19 protein-coding genes are annotated in these 16,764 nt (G+C 66.3%); 5 read left to right on the forward strand and 14 right to left on the reverse strand.

What is annotated here, in order from left to right:
* The first annotated feature begins 158 nt into the window (after nt 1-158).
* From mrcB to tsaB, 4 genes are read left to right on the forward strand one after another with little or no spacing between them, the layout of a single operon-like run.
* The gene (mrcB, locus tag G3I74_RS10175) at nt 159-2,411 is read left to right on the forward strand and encodes a penicillin-binding protein 1B (RefSeq protein WP_164211470.1); all 2,253 of its coding nucleotides are present in this window, start codon (nt 159-161) and stop codon (nt 2,409-2,411) included.
* Nucleotides 2,412-2,443: 32 nt separating this feature from the next.
* Complete coding sequence (locus G3I74_RS10180) at nt 2,444-2,944, forward strand: tetratricopeptide repeat protein (RefSeq protein WP_164211471.1); 501 nt, start codon at nt 2,444-2,446, stop codon at nt 2,942-2,944.
* 7 nt (nt 2,945-2,951) lie between these two features.
* Complete coding sequence (locus G3I74_RS10185; RefSeq protein ID WP_164211472.1) at nt 2,952-4,868, forward strand: DNA repair helicase YoaA; 1,917 nt, start codon at nt 2,952-2,954, stop codon at nt 4,866-4,868.
* A complete protein-coding gene (gene tsaB / locus G3I74_RS10190; RefSeq protein ID WP_164211473.1) occupies nt 4,865-5,524 on the forward strand; it encodes a tRNA (adenosine(37)-N6)-threonylcarbamoyltransferase complex dimerization subunit type 1 TsaB in 660 nt (219 codons plus the stop codon). Before G3I74_RS10185 ends, tsaB begins: the two co-directional genes overlap by 4 nt.
* Here the strand turns inward: tsaB and ptsP are convergent.
* From ptsP to G3I74_RS10260, 14 genes are all read right to left on the reverse strand, one after another.
* Nucleotides 5,511-7,244, reverse strand: coding sequence for a phosphoenolpyruvate--protein phosphotransferase (gene ptsP, locus G3I74_RS10195; protein ID WP_164211474.1), 1,734 nt, complete (start codon nt 7,242-7,244; stop codon nt 5,511-5,513). The two genes, tsaB and ptsP, sit on opposite strands and share 14 nt — an antisense overlap.
* A complete protein-coding gene (locus tag G3I74_RS10200) occupies nt 7,241-7,510 on the reverse strand; it encodes an HPr family phosphocarrier protein (RefSeq protein WP_164211475.1) in 270 nt (89 codons plus the stop codon). Before G3I74_RS10200 ends, ptsP begins: the two co-directional genes overlap by 4 nt.
* Nucleotides 7,507-7,884 (reverse strand): PTS sugar transporter subunit IIA, encoded by a 378-nt coding sequence (locus tag G3I74_RS10205; RefSeq protein WP_164211476.1) that lies wholly within the window; start codon nt 7,882-7,884, stop codon nt 7,507-7,509. The genes G3I74_RS10200 and G3I74_RS10205 overlap by 4 nt, the downstream gene beginning before the upstream one ends.
* Nucleotides 7,881-8,765 (reverse strand): RNase adapter RapZ, encoded by an 885-nt coding sequence (rapZ, locus tag G3I74_RS10210; protein WP_239056829.1) that lies wholly within the window; start codon nt 8,763-8,765, stop codon nt 7,881-7,883. Before rapZ ends, G3I74_RS10205 begins: the two co-directional genes overlap by 4 nt.
* Entirely contained in the window at nt 8,762-9,703 is a 942-nt protein-coding gene (gene hprK / locus G3I74_RS10215; protein WP_164211477.1) for an HPr(Ser) kinase/phosphatase, read from the reverse strand. The genes rapZ and hprK overlap by 4 nt, the downstream gene beginning before the upstream one ends.
* Before the next feature lie 23 nt (nt 9,704-9,726).
* Entirely contained in the window at nt 9,727-10,197 is a 471-nt protein-coding gene (locus tag G3I74_RS10220) for a PTS sugar transporter subunit IIA (protein WP_164211478.1), read from the reverse strand.
* 44 nt (nt 10,198-10,241) lie between these two features.
* Nucleotides 10,242-10,547, reverse strand: coding sequence for a ribosome hibernation-promoting factor, HPF/YfiA family (gene hpf / locus G3I74_RS10225; protein WP_164211479.1), 306 nt, complete (start codon nt 10,545-10,547; stop codon nt 10,242-10,244).
* Between the two features lie 95 nt (nt 10,548-10,642).
* A complete protein-coding gene (locus tag G3I74_RS10230) occupies nt 10,643-12,058 on the reverse strand; it encodes an RNA polymerase factor sigma-54 (RefSeq protein WP_164211480.1) in 1,416 nt (471 codons plus the stop codon).
* Nucleotides 12,059-12,125: 67 nt separating this feature from the next.
* Nucleotides 12,126-12,845: an LPS export ABC transporter ATP-binding protein gene (lptB, locus tag G3I74_RS10235; protein ID WP_164211481.1), complete on the reverse strand. Its 720-nt coding sequence runs from the start codon at nt 12,843-12,845 to the stop codon at nt 12,126-12,128.
* Between the two features lie 7 nt (nt 12,846-12,852).
* The gene (lptA, locus tag G3I74_RS10240; protein ID WP_164211482.1) at nt 12,853-13,413 is read right to left on the reverse strand and encodes a lipopolysaccharide transport periplasmic protein LptA; all 561 of its coding nucleotides are present in this window, start codon (nt 13,411-13,413) and stop codon (nt 12,853-12,855) included.
* Entirely contained in the window at nt 13,346-13,936 is a 591-nt protein-coding gene (gene lptC / locus G3I74_RS10245) for an LPS export ABC transporter periplasmic protein LptC (RefSeq protein WP_164211483.1), read from the reverse strand. The genes lptA and lptC overlap by 68 nt, the downstream gene beginning before the upstream one ends.
* Nucleotides 13,933-14,460, reverse strand: a complete 528-nt coding sequence (locus G3I74_RS10250) for a KdsC family phosphatase (RefSeq protein WP_164211484.1) — start codon at nt 14,458-14,460, stop codon at nt 13,933-13,935. Before G3I74_RS10250 ends, lptC begins: the two co-directional genes overlap by 4 nt.
* Nucleotides 14,457-15,434, reverse strand: a complete 978-nt coding sequence (locus G3I74_RS10255) for a KpsF/GutQ family sugar-phosphate isomerase (RefSeq protein ID WP_164211485.1) — start codon at nt 15,432-15,434, stop codon at nt 14,457-14,459. The genes G3I74_RS10250 and G3I74_RS10255 overlap by 4 nt, the downstream gene beginning before the upstream one ends.
* Nucleotides 15,435-15,463: 29 nt before the next feature.
* A complete protein-coding gene (locus G3I74_RS10260) occupies nt 15,464-16,447 on the reverse strand; it encodes a calcium/sodium antiporter (protein WP_164211486.1) in 984 nt (327 codons plus the stop codon).
* Nucleotides 16,448-16,523: 76 nt separating this feature from the next.
* Between G3I74_RS10260 and G3I74_RS10265 the strand changes: the two genes are divergently transcribed.
* The gene (locus G3I74_RS10265; RefSeq protein WP_164211487.1) at nt 16,524-16,751 is read left to right on the forward strand and encodes a BolA/IbaG family iron-sulfur metabolism protein; all 228 of its coding nucleotides are present in this window, start codon (nt 16,524-16,526) and stop codon (nt 16,749-16,751) included.
* The last annotated feature ends 13 nt before the right edge of the window (nt 16,752-16,764 follow it).

Here is a 16,764-nt window from a genome sequence, read left to right on the forward strand (position 1 = left end):
TGCGCAGGCTGTTTGAGCCATCCAGCCCTTATACTGACCGGATGCGCAAGCGTTGCCTGTTTGCGCAAGGATTTGATCGCCCATTATCCCTTATTCCAGCCCGTCATCTGTCCGCAATGCCCCGTGCCCGCCCGCCAAGCAAGAAGCCCCGCTGGAGTTTGCGCAGATTCTTGTGGCTGCTGGCGCTGTTTGCGCTCGGGCTGGGCCTGGGCCTGGCCGGTCCGTGGATCGGGTGGCTGGATCGCGAGGCCGGGCAGCGCTTTGGCGATCGCCAGTGGACCCAGGCCAGCCGGGTCTATGCCCGACCCCTGGAGTTGTATCCGGGCCTGGCGATGAGCGCGCAGCGCCTGGAACGCGAGCTTGAAGCGATTGGCCTGAGCGCGGGTGATCCGGCCTCGGTGGGCCGTTATCGGCGTCAGGGGGATGGGCTTGAGGCGCACGTACCCGGTTTTGTTTTTGGCGACGGGCGGCAGGCGGCCCAGCGCGTTCGCGTGCGCTTTTCCGGTTCGGCGATTGCCGGGCTGGAGACGGCCACCGAAACAGAAACCGCGCTGGTTCGACTGCCCCCCGCTGAACTGGGCAGCCTGCTGCCGCTGGACGATCGCGATCGCACGCTGGTTGCGCTGGCCGAATTCCCGCCCCTGCTGGTGACCGGGATCCAGGCGGTCGAGGATCGCCAGTTCGCGCATCATCACGGTGTCGACCCGCGTGGGCTGCTGCGTGCGGCCTGGACCAACCTGCGCCGGGGCGAGGTGGTGCAGGGTGGCTCCACAATCACCCAGCAGCTGGTCAAAAACCTGTTTCTTACCCCCGAGCGCAGCCTGCTGCGCAAGCTCAACGAGGCGGTCATGGCGATCTCGCTGGAGCGGCGCTTTAGCAAGGCCGACATCCTCGAGGCCTACCTCAACGAAGTCTACCTGGGACAGGACGGCGGACGCGCGATCCACGGTTTCGGGCGCGCCGCCGAGCATTATTTCGGATTGCCGGTACAAGCGCTGGGCGTTGAGCAGATCGCGTTGCTGGTGGGGATGGTACGGGGTGCGTCCTGGTATCACCCGCGGCGCAATCCCGAACGCGCGCGGGAGCGCCGCGACCGGGTGATCGACATGTTCTACGAGACCGGGCTGATCGATGAGGGCGCTTGGCGGCGCGCCCGTGCATCCGGTTTGGGCCTGGGTTTGCCGAGCCGCAACGGCGCCCGGCGCCACGATGGATTTCTTGACCTGGTGGCGCGCCAGCTGCGGCGCGATTACCGCGATAGTGATCTGCGCGGCACCGGTCTGCGGATCTTCACGACCCTGGATCCGGTGGCCCAGCAGGAGGCCGAGCGCGCGCTGGCCGAAGGATTGACCGAGCTGGAGCGATCTTCAGCTGAACTACAGGGCGCCGTCGTGCTGGTTGAGCCGACCTCGGGCGAAATCCGGGCGCTGGTCGGCGACCGCGCCCCCGGACGCTTCGGGTTCAATCGCGCCCTGGACGCGCGCCGGCCGGTGGGTTCGGTGATCAAGCCGTTCATCTACCTGCTGGCCCTGGCCCAACCGGATCGCTGGCATCTGGCCTCGACTCTGGTCGATGCACCGCTGTCGGTCGCTGTCGCCGGGCAGGCGCCTTGGCGACCGGACAATATCGACCAGGTCAGCCACGGTGAGGTCGCGCTGATGGACGCGCTGGCGCGTTCGTTCAACCAGGCGACGGTGGCGCTCGGCCGGGAGGTCGGTTTGCCCGCCCTGTTCGGATTGCTCGAACAACTGGGCGTGGCCCGACCTGAGCAGGCCCACCCATCGGCCTTCCTCGGCGCCATCGAACTGACCCCGCTTCAGGTCGCGCAGCTCTACCAGCCGCTGGCGGCCGAGGGCTACAGTACGCCGCTGCGGGCCATCAATCAGGTCCTCGACCGCGAGGGTAACGAAATCGGCCGTTATGACCGTCGCCTCAGGCCCGTGCGTGAACGTGAGGCGCTGGCGCTTCTGGACTTTGCCCTGCGTCACGCCGTCACCGACGGCACCGGCCGGAGTCTGTCCTGGCGGCTGCCCGAAGATCCCGGCGTGCGCGGCAAGACGGGTACCAGCAACGACCGCCGCGACGCCTGGTTTGTCGGCTACACCGACGACTGGCTGGGGGTGGTCTGGACCGGTCGGGACGATAACGCCCCGGCCGGCGTCAGCGGATCGGCGACGGCCCTGCCGGTCTGGGCCGAGCTGTTCAGCCGCCTGCCGCTGCGCACGGTGCGACGAAATTGGCCCGAGGGACTTGAGTGGTTCTGGATCGACTGGCCGTCGCCGCAGCTTGCCGCGGAGAACTGTCCTGACGCACGCGCGATCCCGTTTGTGGCCGGCAGCCAGCCGACCGCGCGCTCGCCCTGCCTCGACCCGCTGCCCGATGAGTCCAGGCGATGGTTCCGGCGGCGCTAGAATGGGCGTTTTAAGCAAACAGGCATGCATCAATGATGATCTCTAGGTACCGACCGCTGGTGCTGCTGTCGCTGCTCGTGGCCGGTTGCGCCACCCAGGCGCCGGCGCCGGTCGATGAGCGGATCGCGGCCGAGCAGGTGCGCGCCCCGGCCGCATCCGAAGCGCGCGGCCTGCAGGTGTTTGCCCTGCGCAATCCCGCCGTGGCCGAACTGAGCCAAGCCGCGCTTCAGGCCGAACAGGACGGTGATCTGGGCCGGGCCGCGATGCTGCTCGAGCGCGCCCTGCGCATCGAGCCGCGCGATCCCGAATTGCTCCAGCAGATGGCCGAGGTGCGGCTGGACCAGGGCCAGTGGGAGCAGGCCGAAGGGCTGGCCCGGCGTTCCTTCGACGTGGGTCCCCGGGTCGGTGAGCTGTGCCAGCGCAACTGGCGCACCATCTCGGTATCACTGGAGCGGCGGCAGAATCCTCAGGCAGCGGGCGAGGCCAGTCAGCGACTACAGGCCTGCCAGGTCGAGGCGCCGCCGCGCCTGTGATGCGCGCATGAGTGATTCCGGCCGCGAACTGGCGGCTGTTTTCGAGGCCAACGGAGCGCTGGGGCGAGCACTGCCTGGTTTCCGGCCCCGGCCCGGACAACAGGCGCTAGCGCTGGCGATTGCCGAGTGCCTGGACGACGGTACGGACCTGGTCGCCGAGGCCGCAACAGGTACCGGCAAGACCATGGCCTACCTGGTGCCGGTGCTGCTGCGCGATGCGCGCGTGATTCTTTCCACCGGCACCCTGAACCTGCAGGACCAGCTTTTTCGCCGGGATCTGCCGATGGCCCTGAGCGCGCTCGGGCTGGAGCGCAAGGTGGCGCTGCTGAAAGGCCGATCCAACTACCTGTGTCTGCAGCGTCTCGAGCAGCACCTGGCCGCCGACGCGACGAGCTCGGCGGTGACCAAGGAACTGGTCCGGATCCGGTCGTGGTCGCGGCGCACCGAAGCGGGCGAAATCAGCGAGCTCGATGACATCGCCTCGGACTCGCCGGTCTGGCCGCTGGTGACCTCGACCCAGGACAACTGCTTGGGCTCTGATTGCCCGAAGCTCAACCAGTGCCATCTGGTGCGCGCCCGCAGACAGGCCCAGGAAGCCGACGTGGTGGTGGTCAATCATCACCTGCTGTTTGCCGACCTGGCGCTCAAGCAAACCGGCTTCGGCGAAGTTTTGCCCGGGGCCTCGGCCGTGGTCATCGACGAAGCTCACCAGGTGCCCGATACGGCGATGCGGTTTTTTTCCCGCGGGGTGAGCGCATGGCAGATACGGGAACTGGCCCGCGACAGCCTTGCGGCCTGCGCCAGCGCACCGGGTGCCCTGGCACTGCTGCAGGGGCCGACCGGTGAACTCAAGATCGCGCTGGAGCAGGTGCAAAGCGAGTTCTTCGAGCTTCCGCCGCGCGGCGAGTTCGGTCGGCTGGACCGGGTTCGGCCCACGCTGGAACTGCTGCAAACGCGGCTGCTTGCGCTGGCCGCAGCGCTGGAACCGCTGGCCGACCAAACCCGTGATCTGGCCAGCTGCGCCGACCGCGCCCAGACCCTGGGCGAAGGGCTGGGTTTGTTTCTGGCCGGTGCGCCGGGCTATGTACGCTGGTACCAGCACCGACGCGGCCGCTTCCAGCTGCAGCTGACCCCGCTGGACGTGGCCGCCCCACTGGCCGAGTTGCGCGGCCAGGTCCCCGGATGCTGGATCATGACCTCGGCCACGCTGGCCGTGGGCGGTCGCTTCAGCCACTTTACCGATCGGCTGGGGCTGGATCGGGCCCGCGAGCTTGTCATCGATAGCCCCTTCGACTACCCGGCCCAGACCCGGCTGTGGCTGCCGGGCGATCTCCCGGAACCGCGCGATCCCGGCCATACCGAGGCGCTGCTGCAGCGGGTGGCGCCGGTGCTGCGGGCCTCGCGCGGGCGCGCGTTCCTGCTGTTCACCTCGCATCGCGCCCTGCGCCGGGCGGCCGAGTGGCTGCGGGCCGAGACCGCTTTCAATCTGCTGGTCCAGGAAGAAGCGCCGCGGCACGTGCTGCTCGAGCGTTTCCGCACCGAGCCCGACAGCGTGCTGCTGGGTGCGGCCAGCTTCTGGGAAGGGGTCGATGTGCCGGGCGCCGCGCTTAGCGTGGTGGTGATCGACAAGCTGCCCTTTGCAGCACCGGATGATCCTGTACTGGAGGCTATTCTTGGGGCGGTGCGCGAAAATGGTGAGAATCCGTTTTTGCGCGTGCAGCTGCCGCAGGCGGTGCTCACCCTCAAGCAGGGCGCCGGCCGCCTGATCCGTCAGGCCGATGACTTCGGGGTGCTGGTGCTCGGTGATCCTCGTCTGATGACGAAATCCTACGGCCGGCTGTTCCTGTCCAGTCTCCCGCCGATGACGCGGGTGAAGGGCGTTGAGGCTGTGATCGAGTTCCTGCACGCGCGGCTGGCCTCGTGAACGTGCTGGCGATCGAAACCGCGACCCCGATGTGCTCGGTTGCCCTGGCCGTCGGTGGCGAAGCCCGCTCGTATCGCGAACTGGCGCCGCGCGGTCACGCATCGCTACTGTTGCCGTGGATCGAGGGCTTGCTGGCCGAGGCCGGCATCGGCTATGCCGGTCTGGATCGGCTGGCCGTGGGTCGCGGACCGGGCGGATTCACCAGCCTGCGGATCGGGCTCGGGGTGGCCCAAGGCATCGGGCTGGCGCATGACCTGCCGATCGCTCCGGTCTCCAGCCTGGCCGCCCTGGCCCATGCCGCGGGTCCGGAGAGTGAAGGGGACCGGGTGCTGGCTCTGATCGATGCGCGTATGGGCGAGGTCTTTGCCGGCTGGTTCGGGCGCAGCGCTGCCGGTCTTCGCGAGCTGGCGCCAGAGGCGGTGCTCGCGCCCGGTGACGTCAGCGTGCCCGGCCCCGGGCCTTGGCGCGTGGCCGGCTCCGGACTGGCGGCTTATGACGAGTTGATCCGCCGCCGAATCGGCGATGAGGCCATGACCTGGCAGCCGGATGCCTGGCCGCTGGCCGAATCGCTGCTGGCGCTGGCCGATGATGTCGAGCCGGTCCCGGCATGGCGCGTCGAGCCGAAGTACGTTCGCGATCGCGTTACTCAGGGCTGAGGCGTTCCAGCAATCCCTGTTCTGCTGAGTTCTGCGAGCTGTCCAGCCATTCCCTGACGATCTGTTGGCAATCTGCCGCCGAAGCCTCGAGCAGGCTTTTCTTGATGGCGGGAAGCGCGGCCGGTGGCATGCTCAGGCGGGTCAGACCCAGGCCCAGCAAAAGCCGGGCGGTGCGCTCGTCGCCGGCCAGTTCGCCGCAGACCGTGACCGGGCAGCCGTGCCGGGCGCCGGCTTGCTGAATCCGCTGCAAAAGAAACAGAACCGCCGGGTGGGTCGGATCGTAGAGGTAGTTGACCAGCTCGTCGGAGCGGTCGATGGCGAGCACGTACTGGATCAGGTCGTTAGTGCCGATGGATAGAAAATCCAGCTCGCCGGCGAGGTGGTCGACGTCTATTGCGGCGGCCGGGGTCTCGATCATGCCGCCTATCGGCAATTCGGGATCGACCGCCATGCCCTCGGCGCGAAGTTCCTCCCGGCACCGGTCGATTATGTTGCGCGCCTGACGGATCTCGTCGCGACGGGTCAGCATGGGCAGCAGAATCTCGACCGGACCGTGCACCGAGGCGCGCAGGATGGCGCGAATCTGCTGCACGAACAGCTCGCCCAACGATAGCGACAGTCGCAGGCCGCGCAGCCCCAGGGCCGGGTTGGGACCCTTGGTAAATCCGAGAATGGCCGGCAGCTTGTCGCCGCCGGCGTCGAGCGTGCGGATGGTGATCGGCCGACCTTGCATGGCTTCGACGGCCGCGCGATAGGCTCGGTACTGGGTGTCCTCGTCCGGCAACGCGTCGTCCAGGTATAGATACTCTGTGCGCATCAAGCCGATGGCTTTGACGCCCACCTCGCGGCAGCGCTCGAAATCGGGCAGCAGGTCGGCGTTGCCGAGCAGGGAGAAAGCCTGTCCATCGCGAGTGACCGATGGCCGACCCAGGTAACGGCGCAGCTCGATGCGTCGGCGCTGGCTGGCCTCGCGCTTTTCGCGGTAGTGAGCAAACAGGCTTTCATCGGCGCCGGCCAGCACGGCGCCGTAGTGACCGTCCAGAATCACCGCCTCGCCTTCGTCAAGCAGGTCGAGCGCGTGGTGGACGCCGACCAGCATCGGGATTTCCAGGCTGCGAGCGAGGATGGCGGCGTGTGACCACGGGCCGCCGTGCTCGGTCACCAGCCCGGCGACCTTGCGCTGGGCCAGCACCGTCATTTCTGCCGGCCCGAGCTCAGCGGCCACCACGATGGTCGCTTCCAGTCGATGGGGGATCTGGGTGCTGACGAACAAGGCCGGCTGCTCGGCGAGCTCGCGCCGGACCAGGCCCACGGCCTGCTCAAGATCCTCGCGTCGCAGGGCCAGGTACTCGTCGCCCATGCGCCGGAACTCGGCCTGCAGCTGATCGGCCTGCTGGACCAGGGCCCACTCGGCGTTAATGCGCTTGCTGCGGATGCGCTCGGCGGTGCCCTCGATCAGCATCGGGTCGCGCAGGATCAGACGATGGGCTTCGAGCAGGTCGCGCGCGGTCTCTGTGATCTCCTTGCTCATGCGCGCCAGCAGGTCGGCGAGAAACTTCTCGCCGCGTCCGAAAGCCTTGTGAAGACGGTCCAGTTCCGAGCCGACGGCGTCGTCACCGAGGTGGTATTCCGGGATCGACAGCTCGCCGGGGGTGAGCCGGTGGACCTGCCCGATAGCGATGCCGCTGGTGACACCCAGCCCGGTCAGGGCCAGGCTCACTGCTCTTCCCCGAAGCGATCGTTGACCAGCGCCTCCAGCGCTTCCAGGGCTTGCGCCTCATCCTCGCCGTCAAACTCCGCGATCAGTTCCGACCCACAGGGCGCGCCGAGCAGCAGTACGCCCATGATGGATTTGGCGTTGACGCGCTTGTCGCCGTGACTCAGCCAGGCCGCGCTGTCGAATCGGGCGGTGGTCTGGACCAGCTTGCTGGCCGCACGGGCATGCAGACCAAGTCGATTGCTCAGGGTCAGCGGACGGCTGATCATTGGTGGATGATGCCCTGGTGTCCGCCCAGGTCGGCCAGGCGGGCCAGTTCTTCGGCGGGTTGGTCGAGGTGGCTGACGCTTTTGAGCAGCATGGGCAGGTTCACGCCCGAAACCACCGGCAGATCATCGCCCGCGGCCGCCTGCATGGCCAGGTTGTGGGGGGTAGCGCCCGGCAGATCGGTCAGGATCAGCACGCCGTTGCGATCGGCGCTGCGGGCGATGGCGCCGATGAGTTCGGCCAGGGAATAATCGGGGTCGGCCTGGTCGGCGACCGATACCAGGGTCAGCGGCAGCGTCCGTCCCAGAATGACCTCGGCCTGGCGGCGCAGTGACTCGCCCAGGCCGTTGTGAGTCACCAGCACGATGCCAGTCATCGTTCCAGCTCGCGGTGACTGACGATGACGCGCCTGGCGTTGGCAGCCATGGCCGTGGCCATGCGGTCAACCAGGTAGACCGAGCGATGCTGTCCGCCGGTGCAGCCGATAGCGATGGTCAGCAGGCTGCGCTGGTCTTCGGCCAGGGCCGGCAGCCAGCGCTGGATGAAACCGAGCACATCGTCGTGGAAGGCCTCAACGCGATCGTGGCTTTCCAGCCAGTCACGCACCTCGCTGTCCAGGCCGGTCCGCGGGCGCAGCTCGGCAATCCAGTGCGGATTGGGCAGGCAGCGCGCGTCGAAGACGAAATCCACGTCCAGCGGCACCCCGTTCTTGAAACCGAACGATTCCAGAACGAGCGTCTGGATGCCTCCGAAGTCGCCCTGACCAACTTGACGCAGAACCTGCCGCCGCAGCTGGTGGATGTTGGTCTCCGAGGTGTCGATGATCCAGTCGGCACGCTCGCGCAACGGTGCCAGCAGTCGCCGCTCGTCGGCAATAGCGGTTTCCAGCCCGCCGACGTCGGCCAGCGGATGCCGGCGGCGGGTTTCGCTGAAGCGACGGGCGATGACCGCCGTCTGGGCCTCCAGGAACAGGAGTCGAAACTCCGAAGGGTGGGGCAGACCATCCAGCAGCCCGACCAGGCGCTCCAGACCGTCGTCGCCGGTGCGCGCGTCAATCCCGATTGCAACCCGCGGATACCTTTCCGGACGCGAGCGGGTCTCCGCCACGAGGCCGGCCAGCAGACCACCGGGCAGGTTATCGACGCAGTAGTAGCCCAGATCCTCCAGTGCATTGAGTGCCAGGCTCTTGCCGCTGCCCGACATGCCAGTGATGACGACCATCGGGGCTGCTCCATCGGTCATGGCTTTTCCGCTCATGGCTTTTCCGACATCATCGACGCGTGACGTTCCATGAACTCGCGGGCGGCATCGAAACCCTTGAGTCGCAGCATGAAATCGCGCACCGCAACCTCTGCCATCACCGCCAGATTGCGACCGGGCAGCACCGGCAGCCGGATCTGCGGGATGTCCATTTCAAGCACCCGACGCTGGTCCAGGTTGCCGTGTAAACGATCTCCCTCAGACGTTTCATCGGTAGGCGTATGCAGGTGGATGATCAGGCGCAGGTACTTATTGGGTTTGATGGCGGTATCGCCAAACATCCGCCGAATGTTGAGCAGTCCCAGCCCCCGTACTTCAAGGTAGTCGCGCAGGACCGGCGGGCAGGCGCCCTCGACCACTTCCGGGGTGATCTGGGTGAACTCCGGCGCATCGTCAGCGATCAGGCGGTGGCCCCGGCTCACCAGTTCCAGGGCAAGTTCACTCTTTCCGGTGCCAGGGTCGCCGGTAATCAGTACGCCGATGGTGAACACTTCCAGGAATACCCCGTGCAGGGTTGTGGTCGGCGCCAGCGCACGCGTGATCCGGTATTCAAGGAAATTGACCAGTTCCCAGGCCGGTCTTTGGGCTTTCAGCAGCACCGTGCCACTTTCTCTGGCCGCCTGCTCCAGATCACGCGCGATTTCGACGCCGCCGGCCACGATCACCGTCGCTGGTCGCGCATCCATGATTTTGGCCAGGGTCTCCCAGCGGGTTTTCGCATCCAGCCCGTCAAGCCAGTCCAGTTCCTCCTCGCCGATGACCTGCACTCGGTTAGGGTGGATCAGGTTGAGAAAGCCCACGAGGGAGGGTCGTGATCCGGGACGGAACGCCGAGATTTGCGCGTCCGACGCTGCGTCGGGGCCGGTGATCTTCGTCAGCCCCAGCCGTTTGCCGAAACGCTCCAGAAGTTCTGCGGGCGTGATGCTGCGGGACACCGAGATGCCTGGCTTCGGCCGATTCAGTCCGGCTCGGTGCCGGGTGGAGCTTCGCTGATGATCTTCATGACTGCATCGGCGCTGGTGGCCGTACGCAGGCGCTGGCGGCAATCATCGTTGCCGAAGCGCTCGGCGATCCCGGCCAGCAAACGCAGATGCACATCGGTGCAACGTGCCGGCACAGCGAGGGCAAAAAACAACTCCACCGGCTCGTTGTCGGGCGCGTCGAATTGGATGCCGGTATTAAGGCGGACGAGCGCTCCGGAGACTGCGGCCTGGCCTTCAACACGTCCGTGAGGAATGGCCACGCCGTGGCCCAAGCCGGTTGAGCCCAGACGTTCGCGCTGGCACAGGCTGTCGAAGATGGCGCGGGCGTGGGCCGAGTCGGTGCCAGTTGACAACAATGCGGCGGTTTTTTCCAGCAAAGTTTTCTTGCTCGAGGCGGCAAAGTCCAGCGAGATCCTTTCCGGGGCAAGAATGTCGGCAAGTTCCACGGTCTGTGACCTCCGGTTGACGCCGGGAAACGGCGCTTTTCGCGTCAGGCTGAATTGCGGTGATCGGTGACTCGGCTCTTGTGTCGACGGACCTGGCGGTCGAGCTTGTCGATCAGGCCGTCAATGGCGGCGTACATGTCTTCGGCCACGGCCACGGCATGCAGGGCATTGGTCTTGCCTGCCACTTGTACCGTGCCCTCGACCGTGTGCTCGAGTTTTTCCAGGCGCAGAACGAAGTGCCCCGAAATCAGATTGTCATAATGTCGTTCCAGGCGCTCGGTCTTTTCCTGAATATAGGCTCTCAAGGCCTGGGTCACATCAATATTCTGGCCGGTCACTTCGAGTTGCATGCAATGTTCCTCGGATTTCTCGTATGGCGCTAAATTTTAACCGATCGTCCGGTCACTTCCGCATCCCGCGGTGAATTTTGCTCGTGATGGCTTTTTCAGTGCTTCAGCCGTGCCAGACGTCGCCGCTGGGCCGATCCGGGAATGCCGAGCTGTTCGCGGTACTTCGCGACCGTCCGTCGCGCCAGCCGGATGCCCTGTTCGGCGAGCCGGTCTGCGAGATATTGATCGGAGCAGGGCTTGCCGGACGGCTCATCACCGATCATGCGGCGCAAGTGGGCCTTGATGGCGGTTGCGCTGACCGCGCTACCGTCGCCGGTGGGCAGGCCGACTGAAAAGAAGTGCTTGAGTTCGAAGGTCCCGCGTGGGGTATGGGCGTACTTCTGGGTCGTCGCCCGCGAAACGGTGGACTCGTGCACATCCACGGTCTCGGCGATCTCGCGCTGCAGCAGTGGCTGCATGGCCACTTCGCCGTGTTCCAGAAAGCCCTGCTGACGCTGGACAATGGCCTGGGTCACCGCCAGCAGCGTCTGGTTGCGCATCTCCAGACCGCTGATCAGCCAGCGGGCTTCCTGCAGCCGGTCCTTGAGGTATTTTTTATCGTCCCCGCGGCTATGCCGTAGAAGATTCATGTAGGTCCGGTTCAGGCGCAATCCGGGGTCGCTATCCGGGTTGAGGCTGACTCGCCAGCCGTGCTCGGTCTGGGAAACATAGACGTCCGGCACAACGTAGTTTTCGCGTTCGTTGCCGAACCGGCTTCCGGGGTGCGGGTTGAGCGTGCGGATCAATTGCAGGGCCCGCTGGATTTCTTCGACCGGAAACCCGGTCGTGCGCGCCAGCGCGTCCGGATCCTGCCGGCCCAATGCGTCTAGATGGTAGTCGACCAGGTGGGTGGCCAGTCCAAGTCCCGCACGCTCTGAAGGCTGGGTGTGCAGCTGGATTAGCAGGCACTCGCGCAGGTTGCGGCTGCCTACGCCCAGCGGCTCGAGGTGCTGGATACGCTCAAGTACCGCGGCCACCTCTTCGACCGAGACGAGCTGTTCCGGCGCCAGCGAGGCGCGCAGGCCTTCGAGGTCGTCTTGCAGGTAGCCGTCTTCATTGAGCGCGTAGATGATGGCCCGGGCGATGGCCTCGTCGGTCTCGGAAAATCCCGACAGGTTGACCTGCCACAAAAGATGCTGCTGCAGTGATTCCTCGGCCCGATCGCTGACGAACTCGTCGTAGCGTGGCGTCTCGGAGGAGACGGAAAAACCGTCCGGCAGATCGTCGAGGCCGAAGTCCTCGGCGGTCTCAACCTGGCGATCGCCGTCTTCGCTTTCGTTGTCTCGGCCGGATGCATCGTCGAACTCGCGGTCTTCGGGACGCTCAAGCAGTGGGTTGGCGTCAAGGACGTTCTGGATGTGGTCTTTGAGTTCGAGCCGGTTGAGTTGAAGCAGTGCAATCGCCTGGCGCAGCTGCGGGGCCAGCTTGAGTTTCTGTCCGAGCTTGAGCTGCAGGCGAGCGCCGGGTTTCATGCAGCCATTCTAGCCACTTCCGCCGATTCCGGGACCAGTCGGGTGGAAGCGGCGCGACCGACCTGCGCTAGAGACGGAATTCCTGTCCCAGGTAGACCCGACGCACGTTGTCGTCAGCGAGGATTTCGTCGGGCTGGCCGTGGGTGAGTACGCGACCCTCGGAGATGATGTAGGCGCGGTGGCAGATGCCCAATGTTTCGCGCACGTTGTGGTCGGTGATCAGGATGCCGATATTGCGCTCGGTCAGCTGGCGCACGATCTGCTGGATTTCGCCGACCGAAATCGGGTCGACCCCGGCAAAGGGCTCGTCGAGCAGAATGAAGTTGGGGTTGCCGGCCAGGGCGCGGGCAATCTCGACCCGCCGGCGCTCGCCGCCCGACAGCGATATCCCGGTCTGGTCGGCGAGATGGGCAACGTGGAATTCATCCAGCAGTCGGGCCAGTTCGTTGCGCCGGCCCTGTCGGTCCAAGTCCTTGCGCAGCTCGAGTATGGCCATGATGTTGTCGGCCACGCTGAGCTTGCGGAAGATCGAGGCCTCCTGCGGCAGGTAGCCCAGGCCTTTTCGGGCCCGCTGGTGCATATTGGCGCGGGTCAGATCGGCCTCGCCGAGCAGGATGCGGCCGCCGTCGGCCGGGACCAGGCCGACGACCATGTAGAAGGTGGTGGTCTTGCCGGCGCCGTTGGGGCCGAGCAGGCCGACGATCTCGCCGCGCGAGACTTGCAGGGAAACGTCGTGAACCACCGCGCGTCCGCGGTAGCGCTTGACCAGCTGTTCGGCGATCAGCATGGGTGGGTCAGGCCTCGGGGTCCGGCGGCGGTTCGTCGTTCGGGTTGTTTTCGCCGTCGCCGTCTTCATCGGGCGGCGGGGTCGAATCCTGGCGCGTGCGGCGCTCGCCCGGTTCGATCACCAGCTCGACGCCGCCGGCGCCCTCGATGCGCTCCGTGACCAGGTTGTAGGTCAGGGTGGCGCCTGCGAACGTGCCCTGCGCGTCCTGGATGCGGGCGTCATCGATCATGGTGATCTGGTCGCTGGTCAGGTCATAGATGATTTGCTCGGACCGGCCGCGGGTTTCGGTCCCGTCTTCCATGACCATGCGCCAGGTCGTGGGCGCGCCGAACAGTTCGACCCGCTGCCACTGACCGTCGACGTTGTAGGCGCGGCCCTCGTCGGCCTCGACCACCAGCTCGCCCTGGGCGATACGCACGTTGCCGCGCAACTCCTGGATGCCGGTGCGCATGTCGTAATCGCCGCTGTCGGCGTTGATCTGGATGCGTTCCTGGCGCTGATCAGGAACCTGGGCGAACGCGCTCAGGGTCAGGATCAATCCGGCCAGGAAGCAGCTCGCCCTGTACATGGTCGAAAAACTCCACGGTGTCGTCGTCGAGCCGGATCTGAAGACGTCCGGCCCGGATGAAAGTGCCCGGCCGGGTCATTTCCACCGGCCCGGGTGCCTCGATTGTACGCCGGCCGAGATGGTGATGCAGTCGCTCGGTCGTCACCGTGACGGTTCCATCGGGACCGGGATGCTCGAGCACCACGTTGCCTTCGAGCACCATTTCGTCGGCATCGCGCAGCAGCAGGCCGCGGTCTGCGCGGCCGATCCAGTCCGCGCCCTGTGGTTCGACGTGGAACTCCGGCGTCTGGATGGTGGCGATCCGGGTCGCGGCGTCGTGCTCCAGGCGCGGCCCGGAAAGCAGCAGCTCAATGCGCCCCTCCGGATCGCGGAAGCGGGCGTCGAAATCGGTCAGGGCGTAGTCGAAGCGGCTATCGGGCAGGTTGGCCGTTATCCGCTTGCTGCGATCATCGGGAAACTGCCAGCGCACGACAAAGACCAGGACCAGAGCGAGACAGGCCGCGAGCACGACCCGCCGCTTCACTGGTACCCGGCCCGCCAGTCTTCGAGCACGCCGCGCGCGGCCAGCAGCCGCTCGCAGAACTCGCGTACGGCACCGAAGCCGCCGGGTGCCTGGGTCACGATGTCGACCCGCGACCGGATCCAGGCGTCGGCGTCGGCCGGTGCCGCGCTCAACGCACACTCGCGCATGGCCGGCCAGTCGATCAGGTCGTCGCCCATGTAGCTGGCCTGGCTGCCGGGCACGTCGAGTTCGGCCAGCAGCGCGCGCATCGCCAGGCGCTTGTCGGACTGGCCCTGGCGCAGATGTTCGATACCCAGCTCGGCCATGCGTCGTTCGACCACGGATGATTCCCGGGCGGTGATGACGGCCACCGCGATGTCGTGGTGCATCAGCGCTTTCAGGCCCAGACCGTCGCGCACGTGGAAGGCCTTGGTCTGGACGCCGTGGTCGTCGAGAATCAGCCGGCCGTCGGTCAGCACGCCGTCGACGTCGAACACGGCCAGGCGAATCCCTGCCGCGCGCACTTCAAGCTCGCCCGCACTCATACCACGCCGGCCTGGAGCAGGTCCTGGAAGTTCAGGGCCCCGACCAGTCGGTCTTCCTCGTCGGTGACCAGCAGACCCTGGACGCGATGATGCTGCATGATCTCCACGGCCACCGCGGCCAGCTCGTCGGCGTGGACGGTGCGCGGGTCGCGGCTCATGATGCTGGCCACGTGCTGGCTGCGGATGTCGGCCAGGGTCTCGGCGTGCCGGCGCAGGTCGCCGTCGGTGACGATGCCGACCAGGCTGCCTGTGGCCGAGACCACGGCGCACAGGCCCAGCCGTGAGCGGGTCATCTCGAAAATCGCTTCGGCCACCGGGGCGGAATCTTCGACGCGCGGCAGTTCGTCCTCGCCGTGCATGACCTCGCGAATCGTCAGCAGCAGTTGCCGGCCCAGCTTGCCGCCGGGGTGGGAGCGGGCGAAATCCTCCGCGGTGAAGCCGCGCGCTTCCAGCAGCGCGACGGCCAGGGCGTCACCCAGCGCCAGCTGGGCCGAGGTCGAGGCGGTCGGCGCCAGCCCGAGCGGGCAGGCCTCCTGGTCGACGCTGGTATCCAGGTGGCGGTCGGCGTGCCGGGCCAGGGTGGAATCGGGGCGTCCGGTCATGGCGATCAGGTAGATGCCTAAGCGCTTGATGACCGGCAGCAGCCTCAAGACTTCCTCGGTCTCTCCCGAGTTTGACAGCGCCAGCAGCACGTCCTCGCGCCGGATCATGCCGAGATCGCCGTGGCTGGCCTCGGCCGGATGGACGAAGAACGCCGGCGTGCCGGTCGAGGCCAGGGTGGCCGCGATCTTGTGGCCGATGTGGCCGGACTTGCCCATGCCGGTGACGATGACGTGTCCGTCACAGTCGAGAATCCGGCCCACGGTAGCCACGAACGCGCCGTCCAGCCGCGCGGCCAGCGCCTGGATGGCCCGGGCTTCGGTGGTGAGCACGGCGGCGGCGCTGGCGAGGATTTTTTTTCCAGAGATATCCATCTTGGCGAGTGTACCGCTATGCAACGCTTTCAGCCGGCCAAGGCGGTGGTGATGACCACGGCCTGGTAGCTCAAAAAGGCGACAAACAGCAGCACCGCTGCCGGACGCGTGATCAAGCCCGGTCCGCGCCGGCGCCAGATCAACGCAAACAGCGCCAGCGTGATTGCGAACATGACGGCGACGTCGCGATAGAGCAGGATCGGTTCGATGACCAATGGATGAACCAGGGCAGCAATGCCGAGCACGCCGAGCAGATTGAACATGTTCGATCCAAGGATATTGCCGATGGCCAGGTCGTCTTCTTTTTTCAGCGCGCTGGCCGCAGCTGCCGCCAGTTCCGGCAGGCTGGTGCCCAGGGCGACCACGGTCAGTCCGATCACCGCTTCGGAAACCCCGACGATGGTGGCCAGGGTCACCGCCCCGCTGACCAGAATGTGGGCGCTGACCGGCAGCACCAACAGCCCCACCAGCGTCCACAGCGCCGCTCGGCCTGTCGGCATGCTCTCCGGCACGCTGTCGGCCAGCGAACTGGCCAGCGGATCTTTCTCGCCGCGCGCCAAGCCCATCGCCACCATGCCGCCGATCAGCAGCGCCAGTCCGCACGCCAGCACCAGCCCATCCAGGCGGCTCAGGTAGAGATTGCCCATCACGCCCAGGCTCATTAGCATGATGACCGCCAGGATCGGGAACTCGCGTTTGAGGGTCACCCGTTCGACGGTGAGCGGGTAGATCATGCCGGTCAGGCCCAGGATCAGGCCGACGTTGGCGATGTTGGATCCGATGGCGTTGCCGACCGCCAGTGAAGGCTGGCCTTCGAGCGAGGCGATGGCTGAGACCAGCATTTCCGGAGCTGACGTGCCGAAGCCGACGATGGTCAGACCCACGATCAGCGGCGAGACCCCGAAATTACGGGCCAGGGCCGAAGCACCGGCGACCAGCCGGTCGGCGGACCAGATCAGCAGGATGAATCCGGCTGCCAGTTGAAGCAGGGCAATCAGAAGCGAGGTCGACACGTGCGGTGATGGGTCCGATGATGGGGGGGTGTGCGTTAGACTACTGGTTCCACGTCATTACCGTCACGACCGGCTCATGGATCCAGAAAAAATTCAAGGCCTGATTTTACAGGCAATGCCCGAAGCCCGGGTCAGCGTTGATTCTGACGACAACGTCCACTTTACCGCCCGCGTGGTCTGCGAGACTTTCAAAGGCATGTCGCGGCTACAGCGCCACCGGGTGATCCACGATGCGCTGGGGCCCACGCTGGGACGCGAGATACACGCGTTGAGTCTGGTGCTCAAGAGTCCGGACGAAGCCTAGAGCAGGGGAGAGC

This window comes from Wenzhouxiangella limi (assembly GCF_010499265.1).
Lineage (GTDB): Bacteria > Pseudomonadota > Gammaproteobacteria > Xanthomonadales > Wenzhouxiangellaceae > Wenzhouxiangella > Wenzhouxiangella limi.